The organism is Hohaiivirga grylli, assembly GCF_039655745.1.
In the GTDB taxonomy this organism is placed as follows: domain Bacteria; phylum Pseudomonadota; class Alphaproteobacteria; order Rhizobiales; family Beijerinckiaceae; genus Hohaiivirga; species Hohaiivirga grylli.
Genome location: NZ_JBBYXI010000002.1, coordinates 251,347 through 269,510, shown reverse-complemented (window position 1 = coordinate 269,510; position 18,164 = coordinate 251,347). Strand labels below are relative to the sequence as shown.

At 48.8% G+C, this 18,164-nt stretch carries 16 protein-coding genes; 8 read left to right on the top strand and 8 right to left on the bottom strand.

All coding sequences use genetic code 11. The annotated features are described in order from the left end of the window. Positions 1-232: 232 nt before the first annotated feature. From lptF to rsmA, 5 genes are read left to right on the top strand one after another with little or no spacing between them, the layout of a single operon-like run. The gene (lptF, locus tag WJT86_RS05585; protein WP_346336540.1) at positions 233-1,396 is read left to right on the top strand and encodes an LPS export ABC transporter permease LptF; all 1,164 of its coding nucleotides are present in this window, start codon (positions 233-235) and stop codon (positions 1,394-1,396) included. After that, positions 1,396-2,481 (top strand): LPS export ABC transporter permease LptG, encoded by a 1,086-nt coding sequence (gene lptG / locus WJT86_RS05580; protein WP_346336539.1) that lies wholly within the window; start codon positions 1,396-1,398, stop codon positions 2,479-2,481. Before lptF ends, lptG begins: the two co-directional genes overlap by 1 nt. Before the next feature lie 31 nt (positions 2,482-2,512). Then, positions 2,513-5,050, top strand: a complete 2,538-nt coding sequence (locus WJT86_RS05575) for an LPS-assembly protein LptD (protein ID WP_346336538.1) — start codon at positions 2,513-2,515, stop codon at positions 5,048-5,050. A 14-nt stretch (positions 5,051-5,064) separates the two neighbouring features. Continuing rightward, the gene (gene pdxA / locus WJT86_RS05570) at positions 5,065-6,087 is read left to right on the top strand and encodes a 4-hydroxythreonine-4-phosphate dehydrogenase PdxA (RefSeq protein ID WP_346336537.1); all 1,023 of its coding nucleotides are present in this window, start codon (positions 5,065-5,067) and stop codon (positions 6,085-6,087) included. A 10-nt stretch (positions 6,088-6,097) separates the two neighbouring features. Then, positions 6,098-6,949 (top strand): 16S rRNA (adenine(1518)-N(6)/adenine(1519)-N(6))-dimethyltransferase RsmA, encoded by an 852-nt coding sequence (gene rsmA, locus WJT86_RS05565; protein ID WP_346336536.1) that lies wholly within the window; start codon positions 6,098-6,100, stop codon positions 6,947-6,949. A gap of 15 nt (positions 6,950-6,964) precedes the next feature. On the opposite strand, the gene gmk is transcribed toward rsmA, so the two are convergent. The 7 genes from gmk to fabD all read right to left on the bottom strand — a co-directional run bounded on the left by gmk (position 6,965) and on the right by fabD (position 13,617). After that, positions 6,965-7,597 (bottom strand): guanylate kinase, encoded by a 633-nt coding sequence (gene gmk / locus WJT86_RS05560; protein WP_346336535.1) that lies wholly within the window; start codon positions 7,595-7,597, stop codon positions 6,965-6,967. Between the two features lie 3 nt (positions 7,598-7,600). Beyond that, entirely contained in the window at positions 7,601-8,485 is an 885-nt protein-coding gene (locus WJT86_RS05555) for a YicC/YloC family endoribonuclease (RefSeq protein ID WP_346336534.1), read from the bottom strand. A 98-nt stretch (positions 8,486-8,583) separates the two neighbouring features. Beyond that, a complete protein-coding gene (gene mltG, locus WJT86_RS05550) occupies positions 8,584-9,930 on the bottom strand; it encodes an endolytic transglycosylase MltG (protein ID WP_346336533.1) in 1,347 nt (448 codons plus the stop codon). 162 nt (positions 9,931-10,092) lie between these two features. Continuing rightward, entirely contained in the window at positions 10,093-11,355 is a 1,263-nt protein-coding gene (gene fabF / locus WJT86_RS05545) for a beta-ketoacyl-ACP synthase II (protein WP_346336532.1), read from the bottom strand. A gap of 85 nt (positions 11,356-11,440) precedes the next feature. Further along, positions 11,441-11,677, bottom strand: coding sequence for an acyl carrier protein (locus WJT86_RS05540; protein ID WP_346336531.1), 237 nt, complete (start codon positions 11,675-11,677; stop codon positions 11,441-11,443). A 244-nt stretch (positions 11,678-11,921) separates the two neighbouring features. Further along, on the bottom strand, positions 11,922-12,659 hold the full coding sequence (gene fabG, locus WJT86_RS05535; RefSeq protein ID WP_346336530.1) for a 3-oxoacyl-[acyl-carrier-protein] reductase: 738 nt from the start codon (positions 12,657-12,659) through the stop codon (positions 11,922-11,924). A 10-nt stretch (positions 12,660-12,669) separates the two neighbouring features. Next, positions 12,670-13,617: an ACP S-malonyltransferase gene (fabD, locus tag WJT86_RS05530; protein WP_346336529.1), complete on the bottom strand. Its 948-nt coding sequence runs from the start codon at positions 13,615-13,617 to the stop codon at positions 12,670-12,672. Between the two features lie 297 nt (positions 13,618-13,914). Between fabD and rpoZ the strand changes: the two genes are divergently transcribed. The 3 genes from rpoZ (at position 13,915) to WJT86_RS05515 (ending at position 17,632) form a co-directional block, all read left to right on the top strand. Next, positions 13,915-14,307 carry a DNA-directed RNA polymerase subunit omega gene (gene rpoZ / locus WJT86_RS05525; RefSeq protein WP_346336528.1) on the top strand — a complete coding sequence of 131 codons (393 nt, stop codon included), beginning with the start codon at positions 13,915-13,917 and terminating at the stop codon, positions 14,305-14,307. Positions 14,308-14,451: 144 nt separating this feature from the next. Continuing rightward, positions 14,452-16,665, top strand: a complete 2,214-nt coding sequence (locus tag WJT86_RS05520) for a RelA/SpoT family protein (RefSeq protein WP_346336527.1) — start codon at positions 14,452-14,454, stop codon at positions 16,663-16,665. Positions 16,666-16,948: 283 nt separating this feature from the next. Continuing rightward, positions 16,949-17,632 carry a LabA-like NYN domain-containing protein gene (locus WJT86_RS05515; RefSeq protein ID WP_346336526.1) on the top strand — a complete coding sequence of 228 codons (684 nt, stop codon included), beginning with the start codon at positions 16,949-16,951 and terminating at the stop codon, positions 17,630-17,632. 56 nt (positions 17,633-17,688) lie between these two features. Here WJT86_RS05515 and smpB read toward each other — a convergent pair whose 3' ends face one another. Beyond that, positions 17,689-18,162, bottom strand: coding sequence for an SsrA-binding protein SmpB (smpB, locus tag WJT86_RS05510; RefSeq protein WP_346336525.1), 474 nt, complete (start codon positions 18,160-18,162; stop codon positions 17,689-17,691). Between the last annotated feature and the right edge of the window lie 2 nt (positions 18,163-18,164).

Genomic DNA, 18,164 nt, shown 5'->3' with positions numbered 1-18,164 from the left:
CAACAGACTGCCGTAAAATGTAGCAGAACCACGCCTATAGTTAATGACTAACATCAGAAACGCCAAGAGCAATACATATTTATGAACGCCATACATACCAAAACTGTTAAAACGACAGCGACATAAACCGTAAAGTGATTTATCACCCATTTGTCGACATGTTACTGTTTTAAACGCTTGCCGAAAGAGCTTAGGCACGCTAGTCAAGCGGACTGTTTAGAAAAGGATTAATATGCACCTGCTTGAGCGGTACATCCTGAAAATAGCTACAAATGCATTTCTGCTCTGCCTGATTGCATTGACAGGTGTGCTATGGATGACGCTTGCCTTGCGCCAGCTCGACTTCATCACGAACAAGGGCCAGACAATCCTTATCTTCCTGTATGCGACCAGTCTCTCGCTGCCCGGGCTTGTAACACTCATTGCGCCAGTCGCCCTGTTTATTGCGACGCTCTACACGCTCAATAAACTTAACAGCGACTCGGAACTGATTATCATGACGGCTGCTGGCTTCCCGCCACGCCGCCTGCTGAAACCCTTTCTTATTTTAGGGACAGCGGTTTGCATCCTTGTCGCCTTCATGACGCTTTATTTAATGCCGGTAACATCTCAGATTTTGAGAAATCTGGTTACTCAGGTTCGAGCAGATTTCGTCTCCAACGTCGTCAAGGAAGGTCAGTTTACGACCCTTGATACGGGTATCATGTTCCATTTTCGTGAAAAAGCTGGGGATTCACTGCTCGGTATCTTCATGCAGGATCGTCGCGATCCGACGAAGACAATCGTTTATATTGCTGAAAAGGGTAAAACAGTTGACGTAGACGGGGACAGTTTCCTTGTTCTTGATAACGGTTCCATTCAGCGCCAGCAGCCGAACAGCCGCGATTCTTCAATCGTGGTCTTTGACAGCTATGCCATTAATCTCTCATCACTCGCGAAAGACTCAGGCGAAGTTCTCTATAAGCCGGCAGAGCGTCCAACGACATCTCTTCTCAAGCCGAATAAAAGCGAACCGATCTATATGATGTATTCCGGGCGTTTTCGCGCAGCCCTTCATGATCGCCTTTCAGCCTGGATTTATCCACTGGCAATGATGATGATTGCCCTTGCCGCTCTTGGCGATGCCCAGACCACCCGACAGGGACGTGGGCTGGCAATAGCTGTGGCGATTGTCGCTATGGGTACATTACGGATTATCGGCTTTGCCGCCCTTTCCGCTCTTGTCAGATCGTCCTGGCCAATTATTCCGCTTTACGGCGCACCAATTTTGACAATCATTCTGTCATTGTTCTTCTTCCTGCAAGGATCGCTGACCCAATTCTGGAAGGCACGTATCAGCCGCTGGATTGATCAGCACGTTTCTTTACCGACTCTTCGTTTTCCAAAGGCTCCATGATGCTGATCGGTCGCACACTCGGAACCTATCTGGCGGCAAAATTCTTCAAGGTCATCCTTGCGGTGTTTCTGACAGTTTTTATTCTTGTCTACACGCTGGATTTTGTTGAGCTAATGCGCCGCGCCGGTGAAACGCCCGGTGCTTCATCGGTTGTTATGGCACGTCTGGCTCTTTTCAGAACACCGTCTGTTGCAGAGCTCGTACTGCCTTTTGCCGTTTTGTTTGGAAGCATTGCGACACTTCTCCAGCTGAGTCGTAAACTTGAACTGGTTATTGCACGCTCAGCGGGTCTGTCCGCATGGCAATTCTTGCAGCCAGCCCTATTGATTGCCGTTCTCATCGGTGTTTTTTCAGTAACGGTTTACAATCCGGGTTCTGCTATGTTGAAGCAGAAAGCGTCTGAGATTGAAGCCCGTGTCTTTGCCAAATCCCTGCTAATAGGTGGCAAGGATCTCTGGCTGAGACAGAAAAGTGTCGATGGACAGGCCGTCATCCGCGCAGAAGGTATTATTGAAAACACCACGACGTTAACCAGTGTTTCAATTTTTACGTTTGATGACAAAGGTGGTTTCCAAGAGCGTATTGAAGCTGATGAGGCCCAATTGCGCGAAGGCTACTGGGATTTAAAGAACGTGCGCGTTCTGTCTGCATATGATGAACCGCAGACCTATGATGAATATCTTATCGCTTCAACTCTTGAAGCGTCTCAGGTCCGCCAGTCATTTACATCTCCAGATTCTGTCCCATTCTGGGAGTTACCCTCTGTCATCAACAGAACAATTACGGCAGGTCTGGATGCCACCAGATATGAGATACACTACCAGTCTTTGCTTGCCCGGCCTTTACTTCTAATTGCCATGGTTTTCGTCGCTGCTTCTGTTTCGTTAAGGTTCTTTCGATTTGGTGGCGTCGCAAAGATGGTTCTGGGTGGAATTATTGCCGGGTTCGTGCTTTATGTACTACAACAGATAATGGAAGACCTCGGTGCTGCAGGGTTCGTGCGACCAATAATTGCAGCGTGGTTCCCTGCTGTAGTTGGGACTTTACTGGGGATTCTGGCAGTTTTGTATCAGGAGGATGGCTGATGTTCGCTACCCTCCGGTGTTGGGAGTAACTATGGGTCGGCTTCGTTTTATAGTCGCCAGTACTGCAATGGCAGTGGTGCTAGTTAGCGCCGCTGCGGTCGATTCTGCCTTTGCACAAGGTACCTTGAATGACGTGATCTCTGCCAAGACGCAGGGTCAGAAAGCAGATGGCCAGCAGGACCGCCTCTTCGTTGAGGCAAAGGAACTTATCTACAACAACGATAAGAATACCATTGCTGCATCAGGAAACGTTGAGCTTCATTATCAAGGCCGCACACTGCAGGCCGACCGTGTTACCTATGACCGCACGACAGGTCGTGTCTTTGCCAAGGGTAACGCCCGCATGACCGATGCAAGCGGAACCATTATGACAGGTTCCGAATTCGAGCTGACAGACGACTTCAAATCCGGATTTATCAACTCTCTCTATCTTGAGCAGAAGTCTGTAGAGAATGGTAAGCCGATTACCGGCCACTTCTCTTCACCTCGCGCAGAGCGCATTGATGGTGAAACAACCGTCTTTAACCGCGGTATCTATACAGCCTGTGATTCCTGTAAAGATGACCCATCCCGGCCACCTTTGTGGCAGGTTAAAGCCGCACGTATTATTCATAATAATAGTGAACGCACTATCTACTATGAAAATGCGACGCTTGAGTTCGCAGGTATCCCAGTCGCCTATATGCCTTACTTCTGGTCTCCGGATCCGACAGTTAAGCGCAAAACGGGCTTTCTTGCCCCACGCTATATTTACGGCAGTAGCCTCGGTGCAGGTGTTCAGATTCCATTCTTCTGGAATTTGGCTCCAAACTATGACCTGACATTACGCCCTACTTTCTTGAGTGAGCAGGGTTTCCTTGGTGAGGCTGAATGGCGTCATCGTCTTGAGACAGGTTCATATAACATCCGTGCAGCCGGTATTTTCCAGCAGTCACCGGGTGAGTTTATTATCTCACCTTTTGGTCCTGGAGATCGTAATTTCCGCGGCTCTCTCGAGTCTAACGGTCAGTTCAACATCAATCCTTACTGGAAGTGGGGTTGGAACGCGACGCTCGTTACCGATAAGTGGTTCCTTGACAACTATCATGTCCGTAGCCGCAATCTGACTGATCTGTTCTACCGCGAAGCTATTTCGACCGTTTATCTGCGCGGAAATGGTGACCGTTCGTTCTTTGATCTGCGCGGTTATTATTTCCAAGGGCTTTCCAGTTATGACTGGCAGAAGCAGCAGCCTGTTGTCCACCCTGTTCTGGATTACAACAAGCGCTTCAATCCAGCTGGCATTGGTGGTGAACTGTCCCTTGATATCAACCTGACAAGTCTGACACGTCAGGCCGCCGCCTATCAGCAGATACCAACACAGGTCACCAAACTGTCAGGGACAATTTACGATACCTGTGCAGTCTATGAACGTGGCAAGTGTCTGGTTCGCGGTATTGCTGGTACGACAACACGCGCCTCAGCCAATCTGTCATGGCGCCGTGAATTTATTGATCCTATCGGACAGGTCTGGACTCCTTTCGCATTCCTGCGAGGCGATGTCTTCTATGTTCGCCCGGACAACACCGGATATCAGAACGCCTATCAGAATAACTTCTGGCGTAGCGATGAGAATGATTTCTCAGGGCGCTTCATGCCCGGGGCCGGCCTTGAATATCGCTTCCCATTCGTCGCTGACTTCGGCTCAAATGCCAAGCAGGTCTTCGAACCTATCGCCCAGATAGTTGTTCGTCCGAATGAAAGCAAAGTCGGGCGCCTTCCAAATGAAGACGCACAGAGTCTGCTGTTTGATGACACCACAATCTTCGAGTGGAACAAGTTCTCAGGCTACGATCGCGTTGAAGGTGGTACACGCGCCAACGTGGGCGCCCAGTATTCCATCACAGCCGATAATGGTGCCTACGCCAATATCCTGTTCGGACAGTCTTTCCAGGTTGCAGGTCGTAATTCATATGACATTGCAGATATCGCTAATACCGGTCTCGGTTCCGGTCTGGATAAATCAAGTTCGGATTATGTCGGTCGCGTTCTGTTCTCTCCGAATAAGAACTATACCTTCATTTCCCGTGCCCGGTTCGATCAGAACAGTTTTGGCCTGAGACGTTTTGAGACGGGTATCTCGGCAAACTTCAATCCTGTTCTGCCTCTGCAGACTTCGGTTATGTTTGCGACTTATGCTCCGCAACCAGAAATTGGTCTTGGATACCGCCGTACAGGCATTATGGGGTCCGTCAGCTATAACCTGAACAAAAACTGGTATGTCACGGGTTCGGCTGTGGTTGATCTTGATCGCCGCGCCCGTGCTGAGGCCATCTATGAAGCAAATTATGCAATCAGTCCTGAGACAGCCTCCTACTACAAGAAGGATCGCATTGCTCTCGACTCCCTGTCTGTTGGCTTTGGTTACTCAGATGAATGTACAGATCTTTCGCTGAACTACATTGTTGCTCCGCGCGATCTATCATCAACGACTGGCCTGACAGAGCGTAATCAGACGATTATGCTTCGCCTCGAACTGAAATCTCTCGGTGCGATTGCTGCGAAGCAAAACGTTAGCGATGGCTCATGATTTAAGTGAAGGCTGTGTCTGGATCAGAAACGAAACCTCTGCTTATTACTCAAGGTGACCCGGCTGGTGTTGGTCTTGAACTGACATTAAAAGCCTGGCAACATCGTGAGAAATTTGCTCTTTCTCCTTTTGCTCTGGTTGCAGACCCCTCTCACCTTGCGAGTCTCGTACAGCACCTCCAATGGGATGTCCCTATTCGGGAGGTTTCCGAAAACACCATATTAAGTACATTTGATCAGGCTCTTCCTGTCATTCCACTTAATTCAAAAGTCCGGGCAAGACCGGGCCATCCTGATCCGGCAACGGCACTTTCTACACTTGAATCCATCGAAACAAGTGTTGCATTGGCATTGGCTGGCAAAATCTCGGGCATTGTCACCAACCCAGTTGCTAAATACGTTTTGCTGGAAGCAGGTTTTCAGCATCGTGGCAGTGATGAGTTCATTACAACTCTCGTTGAAAAGCACCTGAACAAACCTGTCAGATCGGTTCTGCTGCTGTGGAGTGACCTGCTGTCTGTCGTTCCTGTTACAACAGACGTCCCGCTGACCGATGTCCCCCTTTGCCTGACATCAGAACTGATTGTGAACACGGCAAGCATTGTTGCCAAAGATCTCGTTAAACGCTTTGGAATTAACCGCCCTCGCCTCGCCATTACCGGTCTCAATCCGCATGCAGGTGAAAATGGTGGTCTGGGGACAGAAGACAGAGATATAATTGCCCCTGCCATTACTCTGCTTCGACGGCGTAACATTGATGCCAGAGGCCCTTACTCTGCGGATTCCTTGTTCCATGAGCGGGCACGCAGTGGCTATGATGCTGCCTTGGCAATGTATCATGACCAGGCCCTGATTCCGATCAGGACACTTGCCGTTGATAGTGCTGTTAACGTCACTCTTGGCTTACCTTTAGTACGCGTTGCACCAAGTCACGGGACTGCTTTTGATATTGCTGGCCGGGGAACGGCCAATGCCTATAATCTGATTTCGGCCATCCGTCTTGCCGCCAAGCTGGTTAAGACCGAAAACATCAATTGAGTGATTGAATATGGCCCAGATAGATAACCTTCCGCCCCTGCGTGAAGTCGTCCAGACCTATGGCTTGATGGCGAAAAAATCGCTTGGTCAGAACTTTCTGTTTGATCTCAATCTCACATCTCGTATTGCCCGGGCTGGAGGCCCGCTTGAAGGTAAAACAGTTGTCGAGGTTGGCCCCGGCCCGGGCGGCTTGACCCGTGCCATACTTGCTGCTGGTGTCCAGAAACTCATTGTAATTGAGCGGGACAGCCGGTGCCTGCCCGCTCTGCAGGAGATATCAGATTACTATCCGGGCAAGCTTGAGATTATTGAAGGCGATGCCTTGGAAATTGATCCCCGAGCACTTCTGAACGGAAGGCCTGCACGTATTATTTCCAACCTACCCTATAATGTCGGCACCGTACTTCTGACGAACTGGGTTTCTAATCCTGACTGGCCGCCATGGTGGGAATCCATGACGCTTATGTTCCAGAAGGAAGTTGCAGAGCGTATCGTGGCAGATGAAAGTGACACAAGCAATTATGGCCGGCTGGCTGTTCTTTGTGGCTGGCGTACAGAAGCTCATATTCTTTTTGATGTGCCCCCCACAGCTTTCGTTCCGCCACCCAAAGTTACATCAAGTATCGTTCATCTGAAGCCCCGCCAGAAACCTCAGGAATGCTCCATACAGTCTCTGGAAGCCGTTGCACGTGCTGCTTTTGGCCAGCGGCGCAAAATGCTCAGACAAAGCCTGAAAAGCTTTTATGGCGATGCGCAGAAATTACTGGAAGCAGCCGGTATTGAACCAACGGCCCGCGCAGAAGACATTCCGGTCTCTGCTTATGTTGAGCTGGCCAATACCTTTGACAGGCTGAAGAAGTAATACGTCTCCAAGAGACTATTTCAAAAGCTCATTAATAAAGGCAGGTAGCCCATTCTGCCTGCTACGGCGCATGCGTTCTACCTGGATGATTGTACGTAACTGCTTATAAGTTTCATCCAGATCGCGGTTTACCAGAACGTAATCATAGTTTTCCCAGTGGGCGATCTCTTCACGGGCATTCTTAAGGCGGCGTGCAATGACATCCGCCTTATCCTCAGCACGGCGCTCCAGCCGCTGTTTCAGCTCCACCATAGAGGGCGGCAGAAGGAAGATACTGACGACATCTTCAGGTATTTTCTCAACGATCTGCTGAGATCCCTGCCAATCAATATCGAACATCATGTCATTGCCACTAGCAAGAACATCCTCAACCGGTTTCAGTGGCGTACCATAAAAATTGGAATGCACCTGAGCCCATTCAAGCAGCTCATCACGGTTCCGCATCTGAATAAATTCTGTTTCTGAGATGAAGTGGTAATGGACACCATTGACCTCAGAACCGCGCTTTTCACGTGTCGTCACAGAAATTGACAGTTTCAGCTTCGGATCATCCCGCACAAGCAATTGTGTCAGCGTCGATTTCCCAGCCCCCGAAGGTGAGGACAGGATAAGAAGAAGACCTCTTCTATTAAAGGACGCCGTACTCATTTTTTACTCCACATTCTGTACTTGTTCACGGAACTGTTCAACGACAGCTTTCAATTCAAGACCAATCCGGGAAAGCGCAATATCATTTGCCTTGGCACATAATGTATTGGCTTCACGGCCAAATTCCTGTGCCAGAAAATCAAGCTTACGGCCAATCGCACCGCCTTGATCAAGCAGGGTATGGGCGGCCTCAACATGAGCCTTGAGCCGGTCCAGCTCTTCACGCACATCGGCCTTTGAGGCCATAATCAATGCTTCTTGATAAAGCCGGTTTTCATCCAGATTGTTCCGTGCTTCGAGAAGCTGATCAATCTGTGCCTTGAGACGCTCCATAATCACCTGAGGCTGGCGGCCGGGTGCCGCTTCCGCCTGCCCGATCAAATCCGCAATGCTACCGAGCTGCCCTTTCAGGACTGTCAGAAGTGCAGCCCCTTCACCCATACGGGCTTCAACCAGCGCCTCAACCAACCGAACCAGACCATTCTTCAGATCCTGCTGGAGAGTTTCTTCAACATTTTCATCCTGAGGCTCTTCAAAATCAATAACACCGCGAACAGATAAAAGACCATCAAGTGTCGCAGGGCCAACACCATTTGGCAGCTTCAGTTTGCCCAGAGCATCCAAAAGCGACTGTAAAATGTCATCATTGATCTTGATGGCGGGTGGCGCAGAGGTACGGCTTAAAGACAGATTGAGCTGGCACTGCCCGCGGGAAAGCGCAGACTGGATTGTCTTACGTCCCTCTTCTCCCAGACTTTCATATCCCGGAGGTGTACGAAAACGTGTTTCAAGGCTTCGGCCGTTGACGCTTTTCAGCTCCCAGGCCCATTGATATGGTCCGCTGACCCCAGCTTCACGGGCAAAACCTGTCATGCTGGTAATGGGCATGTTAACCTCCTCGGCTATAATAAAACAGGAGACACTGCAAAGAACCTCACAGTGTCTCCGAAAAGATTCCTATATAGCTATATCCTAAGCAAAACGATTTATTGCAACTTCATATTGTCAGGAACGACCTGTATGCTGTTCAAATCGTACGTATTGTTCTTCAGAGGGTCTTTATCTGTTCCCTCACTGGCATCAAATCCCTTGGCACGTGGGGCGGTTGTGGTGCCCTGTGCTGGCTGAGTTTGCTGCTCTTCACTTTCCGGATCAAGCCGATCAACCATATCTTCCTGCTCTTCCTTGGCAGATTTGGCTTTCTCAATCTGTCTCCAGCGCTGAACACTACGTGTATGCTGATCATATGTTTCGGAGAATGTATGCCCACCCGTTCCGTCTGCAACAAAGAAGAGATCCTTTGTGCGTGACGGGTTTGCGACTGCCTCCATGGCCGCACGGCCCGGATTGGCAATCGGTCCAGGTGGCAAACCTTCAATCACATAGGTATTATAAGGCGTTGCACGATCGATTTCAGAACGTTTAATGCCTCTGCCAAGCGTCCCTTTACCACCAACAAGGCCGTAAACGATTGTCGGGTCAGATTGCAGCTTCATGCCCTTGTTCAGGCGATTGATGAAAACAGCAGCAACACGACTACGCTCATCTGCACGTCCTGTTTCTTTCTCAACGATAGAAGCAAGAATAACCAGCTCTTTAGGTGAACGGAGCGGAATATCGGCTGATTTACGAGACCATATCTGGGCAAGGGCCTGCTTCTGGGCAGCCTGCATACGGTTGAGTATTTGCTGACGTGTTTCACTGCGGGAGAACTTATAGGTATCTGGCAGCAGACTACCTTCAGGAGGCAGTTCTTCAATCTCGCCTGTCAGAATATCGTTTTCCATCAAACGTGCAACGATCTGATCGCTTGTGAGGCCCTCAGGAACGGTAATCGTGTGCAGAATGGATTTACCCTGGATCAGCGTGTCAATGGCTTCAGAGATGCTGGTATTGGCTTTAAACTGGAATTCACCGGCTTTCAGTGTTCCTTTGTTCTTTCCAAACCAGACTGCCGCCTGAAACAGGCTTGTACTGCTGATAACGCCTTCACGCGCAAGGATAGCTGCAATCTCGCTAATTCCCGTATTTTTGGGAATAACAACAATCTTGCCATTTTCCAGAGGCCCGGGTGCATCAATACGGTTTTCAGCAACCATAAGCCCGAAAAAGGCCAGACCACCGATAACAATCAGCATCGTTAAAAGTGAGCTCAGCCGATGAACAAAGCCACTACCATGTCTGCGAACCTCAATCTCCGGTGGAGGAAGTGGTGTCATGACAGGTTTTATCGCTTCACTTGGTGATTTAGCATCAACACGCGGCTGAGAAACATCTGCAACCGTTGGCGTTTCGGACTGAACCTGTTCGTTCTTCTTTTTACGAAAAAACATACGACCCCTTTATCGGTTCATGTTTCCAGAAATAATACGGGTATGCAGGCCTGATCTTAGAACCAGACACCTTAAACATATTGCACATTACTTCAGCAAAAAATGTGGCAAAAAGCAGAAAAGGGGCCAGAACAGCCCCCTTTCCAGAATTATTTATGCCTATCAGGAAGCACGACGCATAACAATCGATGCGTTGGTACCTCCAAAGCCGAATGAGTTGGAAACAACAATATCCAGCTTCTTCTCTTTTGCCTTATGCGGCACAAGATCAATCTCTGTCTCAACAGATGGATTATCAAGGTTGAGTGTCGGTGGAATGATCTGATCACGAAGAGCAAGAATCGAGAAAATTGCTTCCACAGCACCCGCAGCACCAAGAAGGTGGCCAATGGATGACTTGGTTGATGACATGGACAAGCCTTTGGCTGCATCGCCCATCAGACGTTCAACAGCACGAAGCTCAATCTCATCACCCAATGGCGTGGATGTGCCATGGGCATTCACATAGTCAATTTGAGAAGGTGAGATACCTGCACGCTTGATTGCAGCTGCCATACAGCGATAGGCACCATCACCATCCTCTGATGGCGATGTGATGTGATAGGCATCACCCGATAGGCCATAACCGATGACTTCAGCATAAATCTTGGCACCACGTGCTTTTGCATGCTCATATTCTTCGAGGATGACGACCCCGGCACCCTCACCCATCACAAAACCGTCACGACCCTTGTCATATGGACGGGAAGCCCGCGTCGGATCATCGTTATATTCTGTTGAAAGTGCGCGGCAGGCTGCAAAGCCTGCAAGCGAAATCCGGTTGATTGGCGATTCTGTTCCGCCTGCAACCATGACATCAGCATCACCCAGAGCAACCAGACGGGCAGCATCGCCAATTGCATGCGTACCCGTAGAGCAGGCCGTCACAACCGAATGGTTCGGGCCTTTGAGGCCATGTTCAATCGAAACGTAACCTGAAGCCAGATTGATCAGACGTCCGGGAATAAAGAAAGGAGAAATGCGGCGGGGGCCACGCTCATGCAGGGTAATGGATGCATCGTGAATACCACCAATGCCACCAATACCAGAGCCGATCATCACACCGGTTGCGCATTGTTCTTCGTAGGTTTTTGGTTCCCACCCAGAATCACGCAGGGCCTGCGTTGCAGCAGCCATTGCATAAACAATAAAGGGATCAACCTTGCGCTGTTCTTTTGGTTCCATCCAATCATCAGGATTGAATGTTGCGTTGCTGCCATCTCCCAGAGGAATGGAGCAAGCTATTCTGCAAGCCAGATCAGAAACATCGAAAGCCGAAATTGTGGCGGCGCCACTGCGACCATCCAAAATGTTTTTCCAGGTCGGCTCAACACCACACCCTAGCGGTGTCACCATGCCGAGGCCCGTAACGACAACTCGCCGCATGTTCACCCCTGCTCAAATACGTCCCAACCGGACTCAAGATACAATTACGCCGGATAGTAGAGCTATCCGGCGTAAAAACCTAATATTAGGCTGCGTTCTTTTCAAGGAACTTGATGGCATCGCCGACGGTAACAATCGTCTCAGCGGCATCATCTGGAATCTCAACGTTGAATTCTTCTTCGAAAGCCATGACGAGCTCAACGATATCCAGGCTGTCTGCGCCCAGATCATCAATAAAGTTGGCGTTTTCGGTGACCTTATCGGCCTCAACGCTCAGATGCTCGACAACGATCTTTTTAACGCGCTCGGCGACATCACTCATCGGTCTAAATCCTTATTTCGTTCAAAACTTCCATTAATGGCTTCTCACCATCAATGGCACTTGGGTTAACAAACAGTTTCAAAAACCCGCTACCACATACACGGACTAGGGTCGAGAAGAAACTGTTATTTTCGTATCAGGTTATTCTGCCTGTAATTTATCCAGCTGTTTAACACAAGCCCTAAAGCATTTGGTAGAGTGAATAATCATTCACCAACAGATTCTACAAACAGAACTAACCCATTTAGAACATTGCCATACCACCGTTTACATGCAGGGTCTGTCCAGTCATGTAAGCAGCTTCGTCAGATGACAGATAAACGACCGCAGAAGCGATCTCGGAACCACTTCCCAGACGTCCCATCGGAATTGTGGAAAGAATGGATTCTTTCTGTTTATCATTCAGAACATCAGTCATTGGCGATGCAATAAAGCCGGGAGCTACGCAATTGACCGTAATGCCACGGCTTGCAACTTCAGCAGCAAGAGCCTTGGTCATACCAATCAATCCCGCCTTGGAAGCAGCATAGTTCCCCTGCCCAGGATTACCTGTGGAGCCAACAATTGAACCAATATTGACGATGCGGCCTGAACGGCGCTTCATCATGCCCTTAACGGCGGCACGGGAAAGACGGAAAGCGGATGTCAGATTGACATTGATAACATCTTCCCAGTCCTCGTCCTTCATACGCATGAACAGGCCATCGCGTGTGATGCCGGCATTATTGACGAGAATATCAAGCCCTTCCATCGCACTTTCAGCGGCAGGCACAAGCCCTTCGACAGAATCCTTATCAGAGAGGTTTGCCTCAATAATATGAACACGCTCACCAAGTGACGCTGCCAGCTCTTCAAGTGCGGGACGACGTGTCCCCGAAAGGGCAACGATGGCTCCCTGGGCGTGCAGAGCCTTGGCGATTTCACCGCCAATGCCACCTGTTGCACCCGTCACCAGTGCTTTACGACCATTAAGGTTGAACATAGAAAAATCCTTATCCCTTGAAAGCTGCTACAAATGCAGCAACATCTTCCGGTGTTCCGATTGCCGTTCCGGTCGTGCCGGAGGCAATGCGTTTTACGAGTCCTGTCAGGACCTTACCGGAGCCAACTTCATAAAATGATTCAACGCCTTCATCTGCTGCTTTAAGAAGACTTTCGCGCCAGCGAACCGTACCCGTGACCTGACGAACCAGCCCTTCGCGAATCTGTTCCGGATCAGAAACAGGCTTGGCTTCAACGTTCGTAATAACCGGGACAACCGGTGCATTCAGAGCAGCACCAGCCAGTGCTTCGCGCATGACTTCTGCCGCTGGCGCCATCAGGGCACTGTGGAATGGAGCAGAAACAGCCAGCATAATTGCTCGCTTTGCACCACGCTCCTGAGCAATCTCGATAGCCCGTTCAACAGCAGCTTTTGTTCCTGAAACAACAACCTGCCCACCGCCATTATCATTAGCGGCATCACAGACCTCGCCCTGAGCAGCATCAGCGGCAACTTTAGCAGCTTCATCGTATTCCAGCCCAAGCAGAGCCGCCATAGCCCCCTGCCCGACAGGAACGGCACTCTGCATTGCATTACCGCGAATACGTAAGAGGCGGGCTGTATCTGCGATGGTCAGAGAACCTGCAGCAGCAAGAGCGGAATATTCTCCAAGAGAGTGGCCTGCAACAAACTTTGCATGCTGAGCCAAATCAAGACCTGCTTCTGCCTCAAGAACTTTCATTGCAGCAAGACTGACAGCCATCAATGCCGGCTGCGTATTGGCAGTCATTGTCAGCTCATCAAGCGGGCCATCCCACATCAAAGCCGAAAGCTTTTGAGAGAGAGCATCATCGACTTCCTCAAAAACAGCACGTGCCTGAGGAAAATTCTCTGCCAATGCTTTTCCCATACCGACTGACTGGCTGCCCTGACCGGGAAAAATAAAAGCACGCGTCATAATCAACCCCTTACGAAATCAGCCTGTCTCAGCTGCCTTTCTGGATAAATGAAAACCACAGCTTACAGGCCAGCTTGACCAGATCAGCTATTCTTTAAGCAGACGGACTCGCACCAGAGATAGTCCAATGTCAAGCCTGAAGCCTTGTTTTCTCACAAAACCGCCCTTCAAAACACCGGAATAATCCATATTTTTTATTTTGCTCACACAGTTTCATCTTCCCCCTTGTTTTCATTGTCGGTTTTAGTGTAGAGAGTACCTTCATCATGAATTCTGGTAACTGAAAGGCAGCCTTCCATGGCTCGTGTGACCGTCGAAGATTGTATCGATAAGGTCGACAACCGTTTTGAACTGGTACTACTTGCCAGCCATCGCGCACGTCTTATCTCATCTGGCTCACCCCTGACTGTTGATCGCGACCGCGATAAAAACCCTGTTGTCGCTCTTCGCGAAATTGCAGATGAAACAATTCCGCCTGAAGATCTGCGTGAACAGCTGATCCACTCTCTGCAGAAATATGTTGAGGTTGATGAGCCAGAAGCAGAAACGGTTCCATTGATTGGCAATACAGCTATGGCTCCGTCTTCTTCCGACGATTCTGAAGTCCAGTTTGACCGCATGAGCGAGGAAGACCTCCTCCGTGGTCTTGAGGGCCTCGTTCCGCCATCCCATAGCGATGACGACGACTGATATAATCTGAATTTTAAAAAGCCCGGCTCTGCCGGGTTTTTTTATGTCGTGAAAAGACATATACTTAAGGTCGAAGGCAAGGATGCTCAGACTTCTTTAAGATTGCATTGTTAACCTGCTGCCCGATATGGGAGAATTGACTGAATGATACGCCAGTATGAACTCGTTGAGAGGGTAAAAAGATACAACCCAAAAACTGACGAGGGATTACTGAATCGCGCCTATGTCTATGCCATGATGAAACATGGCAACCAGAAGCGCGCTTCCGGTGACCTGTTCTTCTCCCACCCTCTCGAGGTTGCCGCCATCCTGACAGACATGAAGCTGGATGATGCAACGATTGTTGCCGCCGTCCTTCATGATACGGTTGAAGATACCGACGCGACCCTTGAAGAGATTAACCAATCCTTTGGACCCCAGATCGGGGCACTTGTTGACGGCCTGACAAAAATCAAGCGTCTTGACCTTGTCTCCAAGGAGGCCGCGCAGGGTGAGAATTTTCGTAAGCTTCTGCTGGCTATCGCAGAAGATGTTCGTGTCCTGCTCGTCAAACTGGCAGATCGTCTGCACAACATGCGGACGCTTTCATTCATGCGCCCAGACAAGCGCGTCCGGATTGCTCAGGAAACACTGGATATTTATGCGCCACTTGCCGGACGTATGGGTATTCAGGAAATGCGAGAAGAGCTGGAAGAGCTTTCATTCCAGCATATTAACGAAAAAGCCTATTCCACGATCAATAAGCATCTTGCAGACCTGACGATGAAGAATGAACTCCTGATTGAACAAATTGTTCAGGAGCTCACTGAGAAGCTTGATGCAACAGGGATTAATTCCAAGGTCTACGGACGGAGAAAACGCCCTTATTCCATCTGGCGCAAGATGGAACAGCGCTCGGTTTCCTTTGAGCAGCTGTCAGATATTTATGGCTTTAGAATTATCGTTGAGAAGATTGACGAATGCTATCGTGCTCTTGGGATCGTGCATACAACATGGCCAATGGTTCCCGGGCGCTACAAAGACTACATTTCAACGCCCAAACAAAACGATTACCGTTCAATCCATACAACTGTGATCGGGCCACGGCGCCAACGTATTGAATTGCAGATCAGAACCAAAGCGATGGATGAAATCGCTGAATTCGGTATCGCAGCACACGCCCTCTATAAAGAAGGCGTCAATGATAAAGATTATCTGACAACTGAAAGCTCATCCTACCGCTGGCTTCGAAAAACGATTGATCTTCTGGCCGAGAATGAAAACCCGGATGAGTTCCTCGAACATACCAAGCTTGAACTCTTTCAGGATCAGGTTTTCTGCTTTACCCCAAAAGGACGCCTTATTGCGCTCCCCAAAGGGGCAACGCCCATTGATTTTGCCTATGCGGTTCACACCGATGTCGGAAACACGGCTGTTGGGTGTAAAGTCAATCACTCCATGGCCCCGCTTCTAACTGAGCTGCAAAATGGTGATGAAGTCGAGATTGTTCTGTCTGAAGGGCAGACACCGCCTGCAGCCTGGGAAGCTCTTGTCGTCACTGGAAAGGCCCGCGCAGCTATTCGCAGGGCAACACGTGCTGCCGCACGGCGTCAATATGCAGGGCTTGGCAGACAAATTCTTGAACGTGCATTTGAACGTGCAGAAAAAGCTTTCTCAGACGAAAAGCTGACGGCAGCCCTTCCGCGCCTCGCACGCTCTTCCATCGCGGATGTGCTCACCGCTGTTGGTCGTGGAGAAATGTTCTCTGGCGATGTCGTGCGGGCTGTCTATCCTGATTATAAGGATGGCAACAAAGCAAATGGTGACGGAAAAGGCAGTATCCTGCTCAATCTGGCAAGTGACCATGTTGTTAAGGTTGATATCCCGACCTTTGATGGTGATGCAGGCGCCGGTGCCATCCCGATCCGTGGCCTCAATCGCGACATTCCTGTCAGATTTGCAGGACCAGGCGGGGCCATACCGGGAGATCGTATTGTTGGCATCTTATCACCAGGTGAAGGCGTTATCATCTACCCTATTCAATCCCCTGCCCTTGCTGCCTTTGACAATGAGCCAGATCGCTGGATTGATGTTCGCTGGGATATAGACTCAGATAACCGGGCACGTTTTCCTGCACGTCTAAAGCTTCAGTCGCTCAATGAACCCGGCTCTCTTGCCCAGATTGCACAGGTCATTGCTGATCATGACGGAAATATTGACAGCGTTGCGATGAAAAGACGCACGAATGACTTCACAGATGTAACCATTGACCTTGGCGTATGGGATCTCAAGCATTTAAATGCAGTCATCTCTGAGCTACGCGCAAAGCGGATTATTAGTCGTGTAGAGCGAATAACTGGCTATGTAGATCAGAAATAACTATATTTATCTATTATATTTAATAAATAAATTTAATATCAGGAATAATTTTTTCTTGTGAAAGCTTGCAATGTTGATACAAAAATGAACAAATTAAATTAAAAAATTGAATTCTAAAATTCAGAACTCGCATTTTTTAATTATATCGTATATATATATTATATGGATTATCTTAAAAATTTTTCAAATTTAAAAGATATTGCTTGGTCTATTGCTTTATCTCAATTCTATAGGTTGAGAAATAAGCATTATGACCCCAAACAAATAATGATGAGAAAAAAACATGGCAGGTCAGCAGCGTATAGCTCTTTTTATTGATGGGGCAAATCTTTATGCAACAACAAAATCTCTTGGTTTTGATGTTGATTATAGAAAACTTTTAAAAGAGTTTCAGGGACGTGGAATGCTTATGCGAGCATTCTACTATACTGCACTCGTTGAAGATCAGGAATATTCATCAATCCGTCCTCTGGTCGACTGGCTCGATTACAATGGTTATCGTGTTGTAACCAAGCCTACAAAGGAATTTGTCGATTCTGCAGGCCGCCGTAAGGTTAAGGGTAATATGGATATTGAGCTCGCGATTGATGCGCTTGAGCTTGCTCCTTTTATTGACCACATGGTTCTGTTCTCTGGTGATGGTGATTTCAGATCACTTGTCGAAGCCGTGCAGCGTCGGGGCGTTAAGGTGACTGTAGTGTCAACAGTTGCAACACAGCCACCTATGATTGCAGATGAGCTGCGCCGCCAAGCTGACGAGTTCGTCGACCTGACGTACCTCCTCAATAAAATTGGTCGGGATATGAATGACCGCAATGATATGCCACGTGTGGTCGAGGATCAGCCTACTGGCAGTGGAAAGAGCGAAAAGGGCAAATCTTCAAAACAGACTGCTTCACCCAATCTTGAACGCCGTTATGGTATTCGCCAGGAAAGCTCGGTTAAAGAAGATTTATACGATCTCTGATTGAGATACCTCCTAACAAAAAGCCTGCATTTTTTGCAGGCTTTTTTATATGAAATTTATCCCTTATCACGCATAAGCCGCGCTTTTTCCCGGTTCCAGCTGCGCTCTTTTTCCGTTTCTCTCTTATCATGCAGCTTCTTGCCTTTACCAAGGCCAATATCAACTTTTGCCCTCCCCCTCTCATTGAAGTAGACCTTCAATGGAATAAGAGCAAAACCGTCACGCTGCACAGCGCCAATCAGTTTATTGATCTGACGGCGATGCAATAACAGACGGCGCGGCCTTCGTGGCTCATGATTAAACCGGTTTGCCTGTAAATATTCAGGAATATTAGCATTGAACAAGAAGATATCGTTCCCCGAAGGGCCAGCATAAGATTCCCCGATCGTAGCTTTACCCTGACGCAGAGATTTAACCTCTGTCCCCGTCAGGGCAATGCCCGCTTCGAAGCTCTCAATTATTTCATAATTGTAGCGGGCTTTCCGGTTATCAGCGACAACCTTATACCCGCCTTTATCTTCTTTTTTCATAA

What these genes read in the sequence shown, in the direction of transcription:
- lptF (WP_346336540.1), top strand. Translation starts at nt 233, where the DNA reads ATGCACCTGCTTGAGCGGTACATCCTGAAAATAGCTACAAATGCATTT.
- lptG (WP_346336539.1), top strand. Translation starts at nt 1,396, where the DNA reads ATGCTGATCGGTCGCACACTCGGAACCTATCTGGCGGCAAAATTCTTC.
- WJT86_RS05575 (WP_346336538.1), top strand. Translation starts at nt 2,513, where the DNA reads ATGGGTCGGCTTCGTTTTATAGTCGCCAGTACTGCAATGGCAGTGGTG.
- rsmA (WP_346336536.1), top strand. Translation starts at nt 6,098, where the DNA reads ATGGCCCAGATAGATAACCTTCCGCCCCTGCGTGAAGTCGTCCAGACC.
- gmk (WP_346336535.1), bottom strand. Translation starts at nt 7,597, where the DNA reads ATGAGTACGGCGTCCTTTAATAGAAGAGGTCTTCTTCTTATCCTGTCC.
- WJT86_RS05555 (WP_346336534.1), bottom strand. Translation starts at nt 8,485, where the DNA reads ATGCCCATTACCAGCATGACAGGTTTTGCCCGTGAAGCTGGGGTCAGC.
- mltG (WP_346336533.1), bottom strand. Translation starts at nt 9,930, where the DNA reads ATGTTTTTTCGTAAAAAGAAGAACGAACAGGTTCAGTCCGAAACGCCA.
- fabF (WP_346336532.1), bottom strand. Translation starts at nt 11,355, where the DNA reads ATGCGGCGAGTTGTCGTTACGGGCCTCGGCATGGTGACACCGCTAGGG.
- WJT86_RS05540 (WP_346336531.1), bottom strand. Translation starts at nt 11,677, where the DNA reads ATGAGTGATGTCGCCGAGCGCGTTAAAAAGATCGTTGTCGAGCATCTG.
- fabG (WP_346336530.1), bottom strand. Translation starts at nt 12,659, where the DNA reads ATGTTCAACCTTAATGGTCGTAAAGCACTGGTGACGGGTGCAACAGGT.
- fabD (WP_346336529.1), bottom strand. Translation starts at nt 13,617, where the DNA reads ATGACGCGTGCTTTTATTTTTCCCGGTCAGGGCAGCCAGTCAGTCGGT.
- rpoZ (WP_346336528.1), top strand. Translation starts at nt 13,915, where the DNA reads ATGGCTCGTGTGACCGTCGAAGATTGTATCGATAAGGTCGACAACCGT.
- WJT86_RS05520 (WP_346336527.1), top strand. Translation starts at nt 14,452, where the DNA reads ATGATACGCCAGTATGAACTCGTTGAGAGGGTAAAAAGATACAACCCA.
- WJT86_RS05515 (WP_346336526.1), top strand. Translation starts at nt 16,949, where the DNA reads ATGGCAGGTCAGCAGCGTATAGCTCTTTTTATTGATGGGGCAAATCTT.
- smpB (WP_346336525.1), bottom strand. Translation starts at nt 18,162, where the DNA reads ATGAAAAAAGAAGATAAAGGCGGGTATAAGGTTGTCGCTGATAACCGG.